At 62.7% G+C, this 16,482-nt stretch carries 16 protein-coding genes; 3 read left to right on the forward strand and 13 right to left on the reverse strand.

Annotation, left to right across the window (positions count from 1 at the left end):
- The first annotated feature begins 74 nt into the window (after nt 1-74).
- Entirely contained in the window at nt 75-824 is a 750-nt protein-coding gene (locus BLP99_RS25465) for an ArsR/SmtB family transcription factor (RefSeq protein WP_072459641.1), read from the forward strand.
- A gap of 93 nt (nt 825-917) precedes the next feature.
- Here the strand turns inward: BLP99_RS25465 and BLP99_RS25470 are convergent, their stop codons facing one another.
- The 5 genes from BLP99_RS25470 to BLP99_RS25490 all read right to left on the reverse strand — a co-directional run bounded on the left by BLP99_RS25470 (nt 918) and on the right by BLP99_RS25490 (nt 7,211).
- The gene (locus tag BLP99_RS25470) at nt 918-1,937 is read right to left on the reverse strand and encodes a branched-chain amino acid aminotransferase (protein WP_072399006.1); all 1,020 of its coding nucleotides are present in this window, start codon (nt 1,935-1,937) and stop codon (nt 918-920) included.
- A gap of 306 nt (nt 1,938-2,243) precedes the next feature.
- Entirely contained in the window at nt 2,244-3,629 is a 1,386-nt protein-coding gene (gene lpdA / locus BLP99_RS25475; protein ID WP_072459645.1) for a dihydrolipoyl dehydrogenase, read from the reverse strand.
- 11 nt (nt 3,630-3,640) lie between these two features.
- Nucleotides 3,641-4,915, reverse strand: a complete 1,275-nt coding sequence (locus tag BLP99_RS25480) for a dihydrolipoamide acetyltransferase family protein (RefSeq protein ID WP_072399005.1) — start codon at nt 4,913-4,915, stop codon at nt 3,641-3,643.
- Nucleotides 4,916-5,974, reverse strand: a complete 1,059-nt coding sequence (locus tag BLP99_RS25485) for an alpha-ketoacid dehydrogenase subunit beta (protein WP_072399004.1) — start codon at nt 5,972-5,974, stop codon at nt 4,916-4,918.
- 1 nt (nt 5,975) lies between these two features.
- The gene (locus BLP99_RS25490) at nt 5,976-7,211 is read right to left on the reverse strand and encodes a 3-methyl-2-oxobutanoate dehydrogenase (2-methylpropanoyl-transferring) subunit alpha (RefSeq protein ID WP_072399003.1); all 1,236 of its coding nucleotides are present in this window, start codon (nt 7,209-7,211) and stop codon (nt 5,976-5,978) included.
- Between the two features lie 191 nt (nt 7,212-7,402).
- Between BLP99_RS25490 and bkdR the strand changes: the two genes are divergently transcribed.
- Complete coding sequence (gene bkdR / locus BLP99_RS25495) at nt 7,403-7,891, forward strand: Bkd operon transcriptional regulator BkdR (protein ID WP_053157366.1); 489 nt, start codon at nt 7,403-7,405, stop codon at nt 7,889-7,891.
- A gap of 102 nt (nt 7,892-7,993) precedes the next feature.
- Here bkdR and BLP99_RS25500 read toward each other — a convergent pair whose 3' ends face one another.
- The gene (locus BLP99_RS25500; protein WP_072399002.1) at nt 7,994-8,857 is read right to left on the reverse strand and encodes an MBL fold metallo-hydrolase; all 864 of its coding nucleotides are present in this window, start codon (nt 8,855-8,857) and stop codon (nt 7,994-7,996) included.
- Nucleotides 8,858-8,994: 137 nt separating this feature from the next.
- Here BLP99_RS25500 and BLP99_RS25505 point away from each other — a divergent pair, with 137 nt between their 5' ends.
- The gene (locus tag BLP99_RS25505) at nt 8,995-9,795 is read left to right on the forward strand and encodes a sulfite exporter TauE/SafE family protein (protein WP_072399001.1); all 801 of its coding nucleotides are present in this window, start codon (nt 8,995-8,997) and stop codon (nt 9,793-9,795) included.
- Between the two features lie 42 nt (nt 9,796-9,837).
- On the opposite strand, the gene BLP99_RS25510 is transcribed toward BLP99_RS25505, so the two are convergent.
- The 7 genes from BLP99_RS25510 to BLP99_RS25540 form a co-directional block, all read right to left on the reverse strand.
- Complete coding sequence (locus tag BLP99_RS25510; protein WP_072399000.1) at nt 9,838-10,707, reverse strand: aldose 1-epimerase; 870 nt, start codon at nt 10,705-10,707, stop codon at nt 9,838-9,840.
- A 212-nt stretch (nt 10,708-10,919) separates the two neighbouring features.
- Nucleotides 10,920-12,200: a TRAP transporter large permease gene (locus BLP99_RS25515; protein WP_072398999.1), complete on the reverse strand. Its 1,281-nt coding sequence runs from the start codon at nt 12,198-12,200 to the stop codon at nt 10,920-10,922.
- Nucleotides 12,200-12,727: a TRAP transporter small permease gene (locus tag BLP99_RS25520; RefSeq protein WP_072398998.1), complete on the reverse strand. Its 528-nt coding sequence runs from the start codon at nt 12,725-12,727 to the stop codon at nt 12,200-12,202. Before BLP99_RS25520 ends, BLP99_RS25515 begins: the two co-directional genes overlap by 1 nt.
- A gap of 75 nt (nt 12,728-12,802) precedes the next feature.
- On the reverse strand, nt 12,803-13,771 hold the full coding sequence (locus BLP99_RS25525) for a TRAP transporter substrate-binding protein (RefSeq protein ID WP_072459642.1): 969 nt from the start codon (nt 13,769-13,771) through the stop codon (nt 12,803-12,805).
- Between the two features lie 56 nt (nt 13,772-13,827).
- Nucleotides 13,828-14,733 (reverse strand): SMP-30/gluconolactonase/LRE family protein, encoded by a 906-nt coding sequence (locus BLP99_RS25530; protein ID WP_092182123.1) that lies wholly within the window; start codon nt 14,731-14,733, stop codon nt 13,828-13,830.
- 45 nt (nt 14,734-14,778) lie between these two features.
- Nucleotides 14,779-15,600 carry an NAD-dependent epimerase/dehydratase family protein gene (locus tag BLP99_RS25535; RefSeq protein WP_072398995.1) on the reverse strand — a complete coding sequence of 274 codons (822 nt, stop codon included), beginning with the start codon at nt 15,598-15,600 and terminating at the stop codon, nt 14,779-14,781.
- A gap of 190 nt (nt 15,601-15,790) precedes the next feature.
- On the reverse strand, nt 15,791-16,482 hold a 692-nt coding region (locus BLP99_RS25540; protein ID WP_143007980.1), incomplete at its 5' end, for an OprD family outer membrane porin.

Consider the following 16,482-nt stretch of genomic DNA (forward strand, 5'->3'; position numbering starts at 1 on the left):
GCCTCGTTGAGGATGAAGAAAGAGTTGCTACTATCTCCAGTCGATGCATGGCTTGATTCGTCCAGGAGCGAAATATGAATGCGCAGCACCACGATCTCGGTGTTTCCCAGGTGGCGGCGGCGATTGCCGAACCGGCACGCACCCGCATGCTCTGTTCGTTGATGGACGGTCACGCCCGGACCAGCACAGAGCTGGCGAGCATTGCCGAGGTCAGTGCTTCCACCGCCAGCGCCCATCTGGCGAAACTCAAGGAGCTGGCCCTGGTGCGCTTGCATGTCCAGGGGCGTCATCGCTACTACAGCCTTGCGGACAAACGCGTGGCCCAGGCCCTTGAAGCGCTGATGGTGATCGGTCAGAACGCCGCGCCGGCCTTCGTCCCACGAACCCCGGACCGCCTGCAATTCGCCCGTACCTGCTACGACCACATGGCTGGCACGTTGGCGGTGCGGCTGCATGACCGCATGCTCGAAGCCGGATGGCTGGTGGACGTGGAAGGGCAGGCTTATCGGCTGAGCGAGTCGGGTGAAGCGTTGTTCCAGGCGCTGGGCATCGATGCCCAGGCCCTTGCCACCCAGCGACGGCGATTCGCCTGCCCTTGCCTGGACTGGAGCATGCGTCGGCCTCACCTGGGAGGTGCCTTGGGGGCGGCGTTGTTGCAAATGGCGCTCAAGCGCCAGTGGCTGAGCCAGGATCTGGACAGCCGGGCGTTGGGGTTGACCGCCATTGGGCGCAAGGAGATGGCGAGGCGGTTCGGTATCAATGCGCACGTGGAGGTGGGTGAGAGCAGCGAGAACAGGCTCGCCCCTACGCTGGGTCTGCGCTGATCGACAGGCAATGAAAAGCCCACTCGTGCTGATGCAGGAGTGGGCTTTGAGGATGTCGCTTACACAGCCTGGTGTGTTACCGATGGCCTGGGATCAGACCTTGACGATCCAGCCTGCCGGCGCTTCGATGTCGCCGGTCTGCACGCCGGTCAGCTCTTTGTAGAGCTTCTGAGTGATCGGACCGACCTCGGTTTCGCTGTGGAAGACGTGCAGCTTGTCCTTGTAGCTGATGCCGCCGATCGGAGTGATCACCGCTGCGGTACCGCAGGCACCGGCCTCCTTGAAGTCCGAGAGCTTGTCGATGAACACGTCGCCTTCGACCACTTCCAGGCCCAGGCGCGATTTGGCCAGCTCGATCAGCGACAGACGGGTGATTCCCGGCAGCACGGACGGCGAGTTGGGGGTGACGAACTTGTTGTCGTGGGTGATACCGAAGAAGTTGGCCGAGCCGACTTCTTCGATTTTGGAGTGGGTCAGCGGGTCCAGGTAGATACAGTCGGCGAAGCTCGCCTTCTTGGCCTGCGAGCCGGGCATCAGGCTGGCCGCGTAGTTGCCACCGACCTTGGCCGCGCCGGTGCCTTGTGGCGCGGCACGGTCGAAGCTGGAGATGAGGAAGTTGTGTGGCGTCAGGCCGCCCTTGAAGTAGGCGCCCACCGGAATGCAGAAGACCGAGAAGATGAACTCGGGCGCGGTACGCACGCCGATATTGTCACCCACGCCGATCACGAAGGGACGCAGGTACAGCGCGCCACCGGTGCCGTAGGGCGGGATGAAGCGCTCGTTGGCGCGGACCACCTGCTTGCAGGCTTCGATGAACTGCTCGGTGTCCACGTGGGGCATCAGCAGGCGGGCGCAACTGCGCTGCATGCGGGCGGCGTTCTGGTCAGGACGGAACAGGTTGATCGAGCCGTCCTTGCAGCGGTAGGCCTTCAGGCCCTCGAAGCATTGCTGACCGTAGTGCAGGGCGGTGGAGCCCTCGCTGATGTGCAGCACATTGTCGTCGGTCAGGGTGCCGGCGTCCCAGGCGCCATTGCGCCAGTGCGACAGGTAGCGTTTGTCGGTCTTGATGTAGTCAAAGCCCAGTTTGTCCCAATTGATGCTCTCGTTACCCATGACACCCTCTATATCTTGACGACCGTCGAAACGGTTAAAGGCTTCTGACGTTTTTTGGATGGGCACAACAATACTTCATTCCGGGGCTGTTTCGCAGCCCGTAACACCAATCCCCGGGGTGAAAACCTGTCCCCGGATTAAACAAAACCCTGTGGCGAAGGGATTAATCTCCGCTCAGGTGCGAAGCAGCCCTAAATCCAACAAGCCGGTGTGTCGGGCACACCGATATCGCTGTCTTGGGACTGCTTAGCAGTCCAGCGAGGGTAAATCCCCTCGCCACAAGCTCATTGACCTGCAACTGATCGGCTACAGATGCAACGCATGCCCCAACGCCCGCAGCGCGGCTTCCTGCACCGCTTCGCCCAGGGTCGGATGGGCGTGGATGGTGCCGGCGATATCTTCCAGTCGTGCGCCCATTTCAAGGGACTGGCCGAATGCGGTGGACAGCTCCGAGACGCCGACGCCCACCGCCTGCCAACCGACGACCAGGTGGTTGTCCCGCCGAGCCACGACCCGGACAAAGCCGCTTTTCGATTCCAGGGTCATGGCCCGGCCGTTGGCGGCGAACGGGAAGCTCGACACCAGGCAGTCCAGGCCGTCGGCCTTGGCTTCGTCCGGGGTCTTGCCCACGACCACCACTTCCGGATCGGTGAAGCACACCGCGGGAATGGCTGCCGGATTGAACTCCCGAGCCTTGCCGGCGATGAGTTCGGCAACCATTTCGCCCTGGGCCATGGCCCGGTGGGCAAGCATCGGTTCGCCGCTCAGGTCGCCGATGGCCCAGACGTTGCGCATGCTGGTCTGGCAGCTGTGGTCGACTTTCACGGCGGCGCCGTTCATCGTCAGGTTCAACGCTTCGAGGTTCCAGCCTTGGGTGTTGGGTTTGCGTCCGACCGCCACCAGCACCCGGTCCGTCTGCAGGTCCAGCGTGCCGCCTTCGGGGTCGCGCACTTGCAGGGCGCTGGCCTGGGCATCGAAACCTTCGACGCTGTGCTTGAGGTACAGCTTCACGCCCAGCTGCTTGAGCGCTTCGTGCACCGGTTGGGTCAGTTCCCCGTCATAGGCGGGCAGGATCCGCTCCCGGGCTTCAACGACGCTGACCTCGGCGCCCAGCTTGCGGTAGGCGATGCCCAGTTCCAGGCCGATGTAACCGCCTCCGACCACGACCAGGTGCCGGGGTATCGAGGTCGGTGCAAGGGCTTCGGTGGAGGAGACGATCGGCCCGCCAATGGGCAGCATCGGCAGGTCGACGCTTTTCGAGCCGGTGGCCAGCACCAGGTGTTCGCACTGGATACGGGTGTCGCCGACTTCGACGGTCTTGCCATCGACCACTTTCGCCCAGCCATGGATGACCTGGACCTTGTGTTTCTTCAGCAATGCCGCGACGCCGGTGGTCAGGCGGTCGACGATGCCGTCCTTCCATTCCACGCTCTTGCCGATGTCCAGGGAGGGCGGCGATACGCTGATGCCCAGGGCCGATCCCTGGCTGTGGTGACATGTCTGGTGGAACTGCTCGGCGACATGGATCAACGCCTTGGACGGAATGCAGCCGATGTTCAGGCAGGTTCCGCCCAACGCCTGGCCTTCCACCAGGATGGTCGGGATGCCCAACTGGCCGGCGCGGATGGCCGTCACGTAGCCGCCGGGACCGCCGCCGATGATCAGCAGCGTGGTGTTCAGTGTCTGTTGCATGCCTGCTCCCATTATTGATCCACGAACAGCGTTGCCGGTTGTTCGAGCAGGCCACGCAAGGCCTGGATGAATTGCGCCGCGTCCATGCCATCGACCACCCGGTGGTCGAAGGAGCTGGAGAGGTTCATCATCTTGCGGATCACGATCTGGCCCTTGATCACTACGGGCCGCTCGACGATTTTGTTGACGCCGACGATTGCCACTTCCGGCAGGTTCAGCACCGGGGTGCTGACGATCCCGCCGAGGGCTCCGAGGCTGGTCAGGGTGATGGTGGAACCGGACAACTCATCGCGGCTGGCCTTGCCGTTGCGGGCGGCCGTGGCCAGGCGCGCGATTTCCGTCGCGCTGTCCCACAGGCTGCGGGATTCGGCATGGCGCATCACCGGTACCATCAGGCCCACGTCGCTCTGGGTGGCGACCCCTACATGCACCGCACCGAAGCGCTGGATGACCTGGGCTTCGTCATCGTAGCGGGCGTTCATCTGCGGGAAATCCCGCAGGGCCACCACCAGGGCCCGCACCAGGAACGGCAGCAGGGTCAGCTTGCCGCGGCTGGCGCCGTGTTTTTCGTTCAGGTGGATGCGCAACTCTTCCAGGGCGGTGACGTCGATTTCCTCGACATAGCTGAAATGCGCGGCGCGCTGGGTTGCTTCCTGCATGCGCTGGGCGATCTTGCGGCGCATGCCGATCACCGGGATCTGCTGTTCGTCGTGGCGTTCGGCGTAGCTCGAACCGCCCTTGGCCGGGGGTGTCGAGCCCTGGGCCAGGTAGGCTTCCAGGTCTTCGTGCAGGATACGCCCGGCGGGGCCGCTGCCCTGCACCAGGCGCAACTGGATACCCAGGTCCAGGGCATGTTTGCGCACGGCCGGAGACGCCAGCGGCCGTTCGGCGGGCTCACGGGCCACAGGGGCCTGGGGCGCCGGGCGCGGTGCTGCGGCAAGTTTTTCCAGCGACGGTTCAGGTGCCGCCACCGGGGCAGGTTTCGCCGCCTGGGGCTGTGCCGGCGCAGCGAATGGCGCTGCCGACTCCTTGAGGTTGCCAGCGCCTTCCACTTCGATGCGGATCAGCTCGCTGCCCACCGCCATCACTTCACCCGGTTCACCGCCCAGGGCGATGACCCGGCCATGGACGGGCGAGGGGATGTCCACCATGGCCTTGTCCGTCATGACATCGGCCAGCACCTGGTCTTCGACCACCATGTCGCCGACCTTGACGTGCCACACCGACAATTCCACTTCCGCGATGCCTTCGCCGATGTCCGGCATCTTGATAACGTGCGTGCCCATTCAGACCTCCATGACCCGTTTCAATGCCGCGCCCACTCGGGACGGCCCTGGGAAATACGCCCACTCCTGCGCATGGGGATAGGGGGTGTCCCAGCCGGTGACGCGCTCGATGGGCGCTTCCAGGGAGTGGAAGCAGTGTTCCTGGACCAACGACACCAACTCGGCGCCGAAGCCGCAGGTGCGGGTGGCTTCATGGACGATTACGCAGCGTCCGGTCTTTTTTACGGACTTGACGATGGTCTCCAGATCCAGCGGCCAGAGGCTGCGCAGGTCGATGACTTCGGCATCGATGCCGGTCTCTTCGGCCGCCACTTGGGAAACGTAGACCGTGGTGCCGTAGGTGAGCACAGTCACGTCCTTGCCCGGACGGGTGATGGCGGCCACGTCCAGCGGCACGGTGTAGTAACCGTCCGGAACCTGGGCCGAGGGGTGTTTCGACCACGGGGTTACCGGGCGGTCGTGGTGGCCGTCGAACGGACCGTTATACAGGCGCTTGGGTTCGAGGAAGATCACCGGGTCATCGTTTTCGATGGAGGCGATCAGCAGGCCCTTGGCGTCGTAGGGGTTGGACGGCATCACGGTGCGCAGGCCGCAGACCTGGGTGAACATCGCCTCGATGCTCTGGCTGTGGGTCTGGCCGCCGTAGATGCCGCCGCCGCAGGGCATGCGCAGGGTCATGGGCGCAGTGAACTCACCCGCCGAGCGATAGCGCAGGCGCGCCGCCTCGGAAATGATCTGGTCCGAGGCCGGGTAGACGTAGTCGGCGAACTGGATCTCGGCCACCGGCCGCAGCCCGTAGGCGCCCATGCCCACCGCCACGCCGACGATACCGCTTTCGGAAATCGGCGCATCGAACACCCGGGAGGTGCCGTACTTGCTCTGCAGGCCTTCGGTGCAGCGGAACACGCCGCCGAAGTAACCCACGTCCTGGCCGAACACCACGACGTTGTCGTCGCGTTCGAGCATCACGTCCATGGCCGAGCGCAGGGCCTGGATCATGGTCATGGTGGTAGTGGTCATGGCGGTGTCCAACGCAATATTGTTGTTGTGATCGTTCATGTCAGATCCCCAACTGCTGACGCTGGCGCTTCAAGTGCTCCGGCATCTCTTTGTAGACGTCCTCGAACATGGTGGCAGCGCTTGGAATCTGCCCGCCGGCAAGGGTGCCGTACTGCTCGGCTTCCTTCTGCGCGGCGATCACTTCGGCTTCCAGTTCGGCGGTAACCGCCGCATGTTCCTCTTCGGACCACTGGCCGATCTTCACCATGTGCTGCTTGAGGCGGGCAATCGGATCGCCCAGCGGGAAGTGGCTCCAGTCGTCGGCGGGGCGGTACTTGGAGGGATCGTCGGAAGTGGAGTGCGGGCCGGCGCGGTAGGTGACCCATTCGATCAGCGCCGGGCCGAGGTTGCGCCGGGCGCGTTCGGCGGCCCAGCGGGAGGCGGCATAGACAGCCATGAAATCGTTGCCATCGACCCGCAGCGAGGCGATGCCGCAACCGACGCCGCGTCCGGCGAATGTGGTGGCTTCACCCCCGGCGATGGCCTGGAAAGTGGAAATCGCCCACTGGTTGTTCACCACGTTGAGGATCACCGGGGCCCGATAGACATGGGCGAAGGTGAGGGCGGTATGAAAGTCCGACTCGGCGGTGGCGCCGTCGCCGATCCAGGCCGATGCGATCTTGGTATCGCCCTTGATCGCCGAGGCCATGCCCCAGCCCACGCCCTGGATGAACTGGGTGGCGAGGTTACCGGAAATGGTGAAGAAACCGGCGTCCTTGACCGAGTACATGATCGGCAGCTGCCGGCCCTTGAGCGGATCGCGCTCGTTGGACAGCAACTGGCAGATCAGGTCCACCAGAGGGACCTCCCGGGCCATCAGGATGCTTTGCTGGCGGTAGGTGGGGAAGCACATGTCGTCGATGTTCAGCGCCAGGGCCTGGGCACTGCCGATGGCTTCCTCGCCGAGGCTCTGCATGTAGAACGACATTTTTTTCTGGCGCTGGGCGACCACCATGCGGTTGTCGTAGATCCGCGTCTTGAGCATGGCACGCATGCCCTTGCGCAGGATCTCGAGGGGGATGTCTTCGGCCCATGGACCGTGGGCATTGCCCTGGTCGTCGAGTACGCGGATCAGGCTGCGGGCCAGGTCGGCGGTATCGGAGGGCTCAACGTCGATGGACGGTTTGCGCACCGTGCCGGCATCGCTCAGGTGCAGGTAGGAGAAGTCGGTCTTGCAGCCGGGACGGCCCGTGGGTTCGGGGACGTGCAGGCGTAGCGGTTCATACGCTGGGTTCATGGCTTTCTACGCTCGATCTTGTGAATTTCTTGTAGTGGGCGCGCTAGCTGACAGCTCTCCTGGATAAGGAAAATTGTCCTACAACAATCATAGGCTCGACGCAGAAGAATATTTTTCTCTGTTGGCTTGCTGTTCAGGTTATTTGCAGATAAAAAATCTGCACAACGATAAAAATCAGGAATATCTGTCTCATGCGTAAACTGGATCGCACCGACATCGGCATCCTGAACAGCCTTCAGGAAAACGCCCGTATCACCAACGCCGACCTGGCCCGTTCGGTCAACCTTTCACCGACGCCGTGCTTCAATCGGGTCCGGGCCATGGAGGAGCTGGGGGTCATCCGCGAGCAGGTCACGCTGCTGGATGCCGACCTGCTGGGCCTGCATGTCAACGTGTTCATCCATGTCAGTCTGGAGAAGCAGGTGGAGGAGGCGTTGCAGCATTTCGAGGAGGCCATTTCCGACCGGCCCGAGGTGATGGAATGCTACCTGATGGCGGGCGACCCGGATTACCTCATCCGCGTACTGGTGCCGACGATCCAGGCCCTGGAGCGGTTCATGATGGACTTCCTGACGAAGGTCCCGGGGGTGGCGAATATCCGCTCCAGTTTTGCCCTCAAGCAGGTGCGCTACAAGACGGCGCTGCCGTTGCCGGCCAATGGCTTGACCTTGGGAACCTGAAAGTCGAAGGATCGCTGCCTTCGGCAGTTCCTGCTGGGGAGGTTTTGCTTGTCTGATGGATCATTGTTGCTGACCCACTGCCATCGCGTTCAGTACAAGCTTCTAAAGCTGATTGAGCGGAATCTTCAGGTACGTCACGCCATTGTCCTCGGCCGGCGGCAGGTTGCCGGCCCGCACGTTCACCTGGATCGCCGGCAATAGCAGCGTCGGCATGCCCAGCGTTGCATCCCGCTGGGTACGCATGGCGACGAACGTGGCCTCGTCGATGCCGTCGTGGACGTGAATATTGTGCTGGCGCTGCTCACCCACGGTGCTCATGCAGTGCGGTTCGCGGGTGTCCGGAGGGTAGTCGTGGCATACGTACAGCCGCACGCTGGCGGGGAAGGCCAGCAGTTTGCGAATCGAGGCATAGAGGTGGTGGGCGTTGCCTCCGGGAAAGTCGCAACGGGCGGTGCCCACGTCCGGCATGAACAGCGTGTCGCCCACCAGGATCGCATCGCCGTCGATCAGGTAGGCCATGTCCGCCGGCGTATGGCCGGGCACGTGCAGGGCCGTGGCCTTGAGATTGCCAATGAAAAACCCTTCGTCGGCGGCGAACAGGTGATCGAACTGGGAGCCGTCGACGGCAAACTGCGGTTCAAGGTTGAACAGCTTCTTGAAGACCTGCTGGACCTCGCCGATGGCCTGGCCGATGGCGATCTTCCCTCCCAGCACCTTGCGCAGGTAAGGCGCGGCGGACAAGTGATCGGCGTGGGCGTGGGTCTCCAGCAGCCATTGCACCGTCAACCGGTGTTCGCGCACGAAAGCGATCACCCGCTCGGCCTGAACGGTGCCGCTGCGGCCCGAGGCCGGGTCATAGTCCAGCACCGGGTCCACCACCGCGCATTGCCCTCCCTCGTGTTCATAGACGACGTAGGTATAGGTCTTCGAGGCGGGGTCGAGAAAGCTCTGGATCTGCGCGGGCATGACAGCGAACCTGTACGGGAAGAAGCGGTTGCAACGCTTGAGGTTTACAACATATGGTCCGCAGCTTAGTGAGGGCCGAGGCGTCCTGCAAATGCGATCGCACCTGACAACAGGTGTGCGTGGCTTGAGAGAGTTTTATGGTTCTGGCAGGTTTTTCTGGCGTGATCATGGGGGTGATCCTCGGACTGACGGGGGCCGGTGGTGGCATCCTGGCGGTGCCGGCACTGGTGCTCGGGTTGGGCTGGAGCATGACCCAGGCCGCGCCGGTGGCGTTGCTGGCGGTGGGCAGCGCGGCGGCGGTGGGGGCCATCGACGGGCTGCGCCATGGCCTGGTGCGTTACCGGGCGGCGATGCTGATCGCCTTGCTCGGCGCGGTGTTTTCGCCGCTGGGGATCCATATGGCCCACCGGCTGCCGGAAAAAGTCCTGATGATCCTGTTCGGCCTGCTGATGGTGCTGGTGGCTGCGCGCATGTTGCGTGGAGAAACCGCGCAACCGGGGCCCAGCGATCACGGCGCGGCCAGTTGGGGCCAGAAGAACTGCATGCTCGATCGCCAGACCGGGCGCCTGGCCTGGACGCCTCGCTGCACCGTTACGCTGTCGGCTTTGGGGGCGGTGACGGGCCTGGTATCGGGGTTGCTGGGCGTGGGCGGTGGTTTCCTGATCGTACCGGCGTTCAAGCAACTGACCGACGTGCAGATGCGCGGCATCGTCGCGACGTCCTTGATGGTCATCAGCCTGATTTCACTGATTGGCGTGGTGGGGGCGTTTCATGCCGGGGTGAGCATCGACCGGGTCGGCGCGGTGTTCATCGCGGCAAGCATCGTCGGGATGATGCTGGGGCGGCGCCTGGCGGCGAGGGTCCCGGCCCGGGTGCTGCAGGTGGGGTTCGCCGGGGTTTGCCTGGGGGTGGCTGTGTTCATGTGGGTACGGGCGTAGCGGTCACGCACCAGATCCTCGGCCCCAATCGGGGAATGGGGTTCATAGCAACCTGCACTGCATCGAGAACTGCATCGCCATCGATTGCCCCTGCTCCAGCAGGCGCAACCCGGGACGTCCGGGCAGGTGATGGGCGTTGACCGGATGGCTGACCGGTTCGAAGCAAAAGAAGTCCAGGCCCACCGGGCAGTAGAGCAGGAAGTAATCGCTGCCGCTGGCCCGGCACTCCAGCGTGTAGCCCAGGTCTGGCTGCTGGATCAGGCAATGCCCGTCCCAGCCACCGAAGCCATTGTCCACCAGGGTGTCCGGCAGCAAGCGGGCCTCGCCAAAATCCCAGTGTGCGGGGAGGTCGATCAGTTCCGTCGGCAGTTTCGTGGCGTCGCACAGCCAGGCTTGGGTTGCGCGGGTTTTCAGGCGGGTGGCGGCGGTGCGCGGGAAGTACGGGTGCAGGCCCAGTCCATGCCACGCCGGCTGTTTCGCTGTGTGGGTGACCAGCATCGCGATCTGCAACTGGCCGCCGTTCAGGCCGATGCGCAGACTGGCCCGGTAACCGAACGGATGTCGGGAGTCGAGTTGCAGCAGGGCTTCGTGGGCGCTGTGTTCGATCACCTGCCACGGTTGCTGCCAAGCACTGCCATGGATCGGAAACGGGTCGTTGGGGCTGTTGGCATCCAGGGCGAGCCAGCCGCCGGGGCAATCGAAGCCGCCCTTGGCGATCCGGTTCGACCAGGGGATCAGTGGGAAGCCCCCCAGTTTGCCTGGCAGGCCATTTTCCAGCGCCTGGGGCGCGGGAGGGCGCAGCAGGGGCGCACCGGTGCCACGCACGGTCCACTCAACGAGACTGGCACCCAGATGTGGGGCCAGGATGAGGCGGGTCAGTTCGTCTTCGAGATGGAGAAGGGGGGGCGTCATGGTGGTTGTCTGCCAAAGAGGAAAGGCTGTTATGCAGAGAATTGGATGTCTGTATGTGAACCCCGATTTTGGCGAAGGATTTATCCCCGCTGGGCTGCAAAGCAGCCCCGGAACCAGCAGCCCCGATCTGTCTGGCACCGGGATCTGAGCTTCAGTGCTGCGTTGCAGCCCAACGGGGAACCCTCCTTGCCACGAGAGGGATTTGTCGTTTGTTACAACACCAGTTTCGGCAGCCACAGGGAAATGGCAGGGATGTAGGTCACGGCCAGCAGGACCAGGAACAGCATGCCGTAGAACGGCAGCAGGGCCTTGACGGTGCTTTCGATGCTGACCTTGCCGATGGCGGATCCGACGAACAGCACCGCGCCCACAGGTGGCGTGATCAGGCCGATCCCCAGGTTCACCAGCATGATCATGCCGAACTGGACAGGGTCCACGCCGATGCCCACGATCACCGGCATCAGGATGGGTGTCAGGATCAGGATCAGCGGCGCCATGTCCATCACGGTGCCTAGCAGCAGCAACATCACGTTGATGCACATCAGGATCACGTAGCGGTTGTCCGACAGGGTCAGGAACGCGGTGGTGATCTTCGCCGGGATTTCCATCAGGGTCATGATGTAGCCGAAGCTGGCGGCGAAGCCGATCAGGATCATCACGATGGAGATGGTGCGTACCGTGCGGTGCATCAGTTTCGGCAGCTCGCTCCATTTGTAGTCGCGATAGATGCACATGGTCACGAAGAACGCCCACACCACGGCAATGGCGGCCGATTCTGTGGCGGTGAAGACGCCCGAGAGGATGCCGCCAAGGATGATGAACAGGGTCATCATGCCCCACATGGCTTCCTTGCAGATCTTCAGTGCTTGCTTGAGCGGAATCACTTCGCCCTTGGGGTAATTGCGCTTTTTCGCAAAAACCAGGCACAGAGCCATCAGGCAAAGGTTCATCAGGATGCCGGGGACGATGCCGGCCATGAACAGCGAACCGATGGAGACGGTGCCGCCAGCGGCGAGGGAATACAGCACCGCGTTGTGGCTGGGCGGTGTCAGCAGCGCTTGTACCGAACCACTGACGGTGACGGCGGTGGCGTAATCACGCGGATAGCCCCGGCGTGTCATTTCCGGTATCAGCACGGAGCCGACGGAGGCGGTGTCGGCCACCGAGGATCCGGAGATTGCACCGAAGAAGCTCGAAGCGACGAGGTTGACCAGGGACAGGCCTCCGCGTACGAACCCCACCAGCACACTGGCGAACGCCACCAACCGGCGGGACATGCCGCCCTCGGCCATGATGGCGCCGGCCAGCACGAAAAACGGAATGGCCAGCAACGAGAACTTGTTCACCCCGCCCGCGACCTGGATCATCATGGCCTGGAACGGAATATCGATCCACCACGCCCCGATCAGAGCGGCAGCGCCCAATGCGTAGGCGACCGGCATGCCGATCAGGATCAACAACAAAAAACTGCCCAGCAGGATCAGAGCGTCCATTAAACGGCACCTTCGCTTTCTTCAACCAGGTCGAACTGCACGACCCGACGCTGGCTTTGATCACCCAGCAAGAGTTTTTCCAGGACAAAAATCAGGGTCAGGAAACCTCCAATCGGAATCGGCATGTAGGTAATGCCGACGCGCAGGGTGGGTATGGCACTCATGAACTGATTCCAGGTGGTCATGCACAGCTTGGTGCCCCAGATGGTCATGAAAATGCAGACTGCGGCCATCAATAACTGGGTGAAGACCGACGCCACCGTGCGCCAGTGCGATGGCAAGCGGCTGGTGACCATGTCCACGGCCATGTGCGAGCCAGAGCGGTAGCTGGCGGCCGCACCGATGAAGGTGAACACGATCATCAGCAAGATCGCGGTGGGCTCCGGCCAGCTGGAACCTGAGCCCAACACATAACGGGCAAACACACCCCAGGGAATCATCAGTGCAACGGCCAGCACAGACAGGCCGGCCACCCAGATGCAAGTCATGTAAATCGTGTCGTTGATACGCAGCAGCAAATTCTTCATCGGGTTCCACCGTAACCGGGCGCGCCGTCAACCGCAGGCGCGCGCGGCCTTTTCAGGAGTACAGATCGAAAGGTCTTACTGGACAGCTTCGATACGCTTGATCAGGTCGGCATACGGCGCGCCGTATTTGGCGCGGATCGGCGCGGTGGCGTCATAGAAGGGCTTTTTGTCCACGGTGATGAACTCGACGCCGGCGGCCTTGAGTTTTTCTTCACTGGCGGCGGACTTCTGGTCCCACAGCTTGCGCTCCTCGGCCTGAGCAGCCTTGGCGGCTTTTTTCACCATGTCTTGCTGTTCCGGCGTGAGCTTGTTCCAAGTGATCTTCGACATCACGATAGGCTCGGGCAGGATCAGGTGGCCGGTCAGGCTGTAGTACTTGGCGTTCTGGTAGTGGTTGTGCTCGAGCATGGTCGGCGGGTTGTTTTCCGCCCCGTCGATCACGCCGGTCTGCAAGGCGCTGAAGATCTCACCGGTGTCCATGGCGATGCCGTTGGCGCCCATGGCATTGAACGTCTCGATGAACATCGGATTGCCCTGGACGCGGATCTTCATGCCCTTGAGGTCTTCGAGCTTGCGCACCGGCTTCTTGGTGTAGAGGTTGCGCGTGCCGCCGTCCATCCAGGCCAGGGCCACCAGACCGAACTCGGAGTTGGTGATCCGGTCGAGGATCGCATCGCCGACATCGCCGTCGATGACGGCGCGCATGTGGGCCTGGTCGCGGAAAATGAACGGCATGTTGAAGACGTTCACATCCGGCACCACGGGACCGACGATGCCGAGGCTGACTCGGGACATCTGGATCGCGCCGGCCTGCATCTGTTCGATGACTTCTTTCTCCGAACCCAGCACGCCGCCCGGGAAGTACTTGAACTTCAGTTCGCCATTACTTTCCTTTTCCAGGGTTTTACCCATGGATTCCTCGGCCATCACGGTCGGGTAACCCTTGGGATGGATGTCGGCGATCTTGAGTTCAAGGGCATGCGCCGCCTGGGCCAGGAAGGCCAGGGGCAGGGCCGCGATCAGAAGCGTGCGTTTGAAATTCATGGTCAGTCTCCAGTGTTGTTGTTTTTATGGCTCATCCAGTAAAGCGGTGCAGCAAGTCAGTTCGCGGCGTGTTTCAACCCTCCGAATGCGGGTTCGGCCAGGCCCTTGACGCCAGGGTTCAACGCGAACACACCCCCGGCGAGGGATTGGGGATCGCTGTCGTCGCCAAGGCGGATCGAGGTGACGAAGAGGGTGTCGAGGCGGCTGCCGCCGAAGGCGCACATGGTCGGTTTCTTGACCGGCACTTCCAGCGAGCGGTCGAGGCGCCCATCCGGGGTGAAACGATGGATCAGGCCGGCATCGTTGGCGCAGATCCAATAGCAACCCTCGGCGTCCACTGCCGCGCCGTCCGGGCGACCGGCCAAGGGCATCATGTCGACGAACAGGCGCCGGTTGGTAGGCGTGCCGCTGTCGATGTCGTAGTCGAAGGCCCAGATCTGCTGGATCAGCGGATGCGAGTCTGAGAGATACATCGTGCGCCCGTCCGGGCTGAAGCCCAGGCCGTTGGGTACGATGAAACCGCTCAGTTGCGCCTCGACCGGGCTGCGTTGCCCGGCTTCAAAGCGGTACATCCTGCCTTCGGCGACGTTGGCGCCCATGTTCAGCACCATGCTGCCGGCCCAGAAGCGACCCTGGCGGTCGCAGCGGCCATCGTTGAGGCGCATGTCGGGGCGGCTGTGTTCGACGTTGGCGCACAACTCGCTGTCCAGCGTGTCGTCGTCATTGGGGTGCAGGCGAAAGAAGCCGCTTTCCATGCCGGCCACCCAGCCGCCGTCCTGGTGGCGGGCGATACAGGCAAGCATTTCCGGAGTGTTCCAGCCCTTGAGCTGGCCAGTCCCGGCGTTCCAGCACTGCAGGCCGCCGCTGGGGATGTCCACCCAGTACAGGGCGTTTTCCTCGGGGACCCAGACCGGGCTTTCCCCGACGGCGTTGCGTGCATCGACAATCAATTCGGCTTGCATGGTGATTCCCTTGTGGCGTTCGTATCCCATGGAAAAACAGACGAATCAGTCATCGAACGGGCCGGCCGCCACGAAGGCGCCGCCCTGATAGATCCTGGCCGGATCGTCGGCGGCCGGCATGGGTTGCGCCTCGACCTTGGCCCGGAAGATTTCAGAGCTGTCCTTGGGTTGATAACCCAGGTGTGCGGCGTGGCTGTTGTCCCACCAGACATCACGGTTGGCGGACATGCCATACACCACGGTATGGCGTACGCTCGGGGTGTAGAGCGAGCATTCGATCAGTTGGGTCAGGTCGTCGTAGCTCAGCCAGGTGCTCAGCATCCGGCGATTCTGCGGCTCCGGGAACGACGAGCCGATGCGGATGCTCACGGTCTCGATGCCGTAGCGATCGAAGTAGAAACTGGCCATGTCTTCGCCGTAGGACTTGGACAGGCCGTAGTAGCCATCCGGGCGGCGAGGGGAGAGGGCGTCGAGGGGCTCGTCCTGCTTGTAGAAACCGATGACATGGTTGGAGCTGGCGAAGATGACTCGCTTGACGCCGTGCTTGCGGGCCGCTTCGTAGATATGGAACACGCCGCTGATGTTGGCGCCAAGGATTTCTTCAAAGGGGCGCTCGACCGATACGCCGCCGAAATGCAGGATGGCGTCGACGCCTTCCACCAGTCGGTGCACCGCCTGCTTATCGGACAGGTCGCAGAGCACCACTTCTTCGCTTTCGTCGATGGCCGGCGCCATGTTGGCGATATCCGACAGGCGAATATGCCGCGCGAAAGGCTTGAGGCGCTCGCGCAGCACTTTGCCCAGGCCGCCGGCGGCACCGGTGAGCAACAGGCGATTGAAGGGATGGCGAATGGTTGTCGTAGTCATGAAGTTACCTGAGCAAACAGTGAGAGGTATCAGTTGTTATAAGTTGTCGTACGACCGAGGGCGAATATCCTTATCCTTGCGCTACCTTGTCAACGTCTGATCGACGAATCGCTCTAAACCGGCCTCCTTGCCACGCGTTACGCCAGCGTCATGACCGCTATGTGACAGGTCATGACGCCAGCTCCTTTGCTCAGAGAAGCGAAATTGGGTAGCTGATGAAAATGCGGTTCTCATCGAACTCGTTGGTGCTGAAGTCCCGACGCAGCGACGAGTTGCGCCATTTCACGTTGAGGTTCTTCAGCGCGCCGCTCTGTACGGTATAGGCCAGCTCGCTTTCGCGACCCCATTCCTTGCCATCGTCCACCGTGGCGGTGTGCACGTTGTCGCCGCTGATGTAGCGGTTCATCAGGGTCAGGCCCGGCACGCCGACGGCGGCGAAGTTGAAGTCGTGGCGCACTTGCCAGGACTTTTCCTTGGCGTTGTCGTAGCTGGAGTTGTAGCTGTCGTTGGCCAGGGTACCGCCGCTGGTGCCGTTGACCCGCATCCAGGCATCGTCGCCGCCGACTTTCTGCAGGCCGACATAGAAGGTGTTGCCGCCATATTTGGCCGAGAGCATGGCGAAGGCGGTCTTGTTGTCCAGGTCACCGGCCAGGGCGCTGCCGTTTTCCTTGCCGATGAAATAGCCGAGATTGGCGCCCAGGGTCCAGTCGCCCATGGGCTGGCTGTGGGTCAGGTTGAAATATTGCTGCTGGTAGATGTCGGACAGTTCCGCGTACCACACGCCCACCTGGGTGCGTTTTTCGTTGAAGGCGTATTCGCCGCCGCCGAAGTTGAAGCGGTCGGAGGTGGCGGCGGGGCGGCCGTTCATGAACATGTCTTCCA

The organism is Pseudomonas sp. NFACC32-1 (assembly GCF_900101215.1).
In the GTDB taxonomy this organism is placed as follows: domain Bacteria; phylum Pseudomonadota; class Gammaproteobacteria; order Pseudomonadales; family Pseudomonadaceae; genus Aquipseudomonas.

Excerpts from the sequence above, each read along its gene's own strand:
- BLP99_RS25535 (WP_072398995.1), bottom strand. The coding sequence starts at position 15,600 with ATGACTACGACAACCATTCGCCATCCCTTCAATCGCCTGTTGCTCACC.
- BLP99_RS25530 (WP_092182123.1), bottom strand. The coding sequence starts at position 14,733 with ATGCAAGCCGAATTGATTGTCGATGCACGCAACGCCGTCGGGGAAAGC.
- lpdA (WP_072459645.1), bottom strand. The coding sequence starts at position 3,629 with ATGCAACAGACACTGAACACCACGCTGCTGATCATCGGCGGCGGTCCC.
- BLP99_RS25525 (WP_072459642.1), bottom strand. The coding sequence starts at position 13,771 with ATGAATTTCAAACGCACGCTTCTGATCGCGGCCCTGCCCCTGGCCTTC.
- BLP99_RS25505 (WP_072399001.1), top strand. The coding sequence starts at position 8,995 with ATGGTTCTGGCAGGTTTTTCTGGCGTGATCATGGGGGTGATCCTCGGA.
- BLP99_RS25510 (WP_072399000.1), bottom strand. The coding sequence starts at position 10,707 with ATGACGCCCCCCCTTCTCCATCTCGAAGACGAACTGACCCGCCTCATC.
- BLP99_RS25470 (WP_072399006.1), bottom strand. The coding sequence starts at position 1,937 with ATGGGTAACGAGAGCATCAATTGGGACAAACTGGGCTTTGACTACATC.
- BLP99_RS25515 (WP_072398999.1), bottom strand. The coding sequence starts at position 12,200 with ATGGACGCTCTGATCCTGCTGGGCAGTTTTTTGTTGTTGATCCTGATC.
- BLP99_RS25490 (WP_072399003.1), bottom strand. The coding sequence starts at position 7,211 with ATGAACCCAGCGTATGAACCGCTACGCCTGCACGTCCCCGAACCCACG.
- BLP99_RS25480 (WP_072399005.1), bottom strand. The coding sequence starts at position 4,915 with ATGGGCACGCACGTTATCAAGATGCCGGACATCGGCGAAGGCATCGCG.
- BLP99_RS25485 (WP_072399004.1), bottom strand. The coding sequence starts at position 5,974 with ATGAACGATCACAACAACAATATTGCGTTGGACACCGCCATGACCACT.
- bkdR (WP_053157366.1), top strand. The coding sequence starts at position 7,403 with ATGCGTAAACTGGATCGCACCGACATCGGCATCCTGAACAGCCTTCAG.
- BLP99_RS25520 (WP_072398998.1), bottom strand. The coding sequence starts at position 12,727 with ATGAAGAATTTGCTGCTGCGTATCAACGACACGATTTACATGACTTGC.
- BLP99_RS25465 (WP_072459641.1), top strand. The coding sequence starts at position 75 with ATGAATGCGCAGCACCACGATCTCGGTGTTTCCCAGGTGGCGGCGGCG.
- BLP99_RS25500 (WP_072399002.1), bottom strand. The coding sequence starts at position 8,857 with ATGCCCGCGCAGATCCAGAGCTTTCTCGACCCCGCCTCGAAGACCTAT.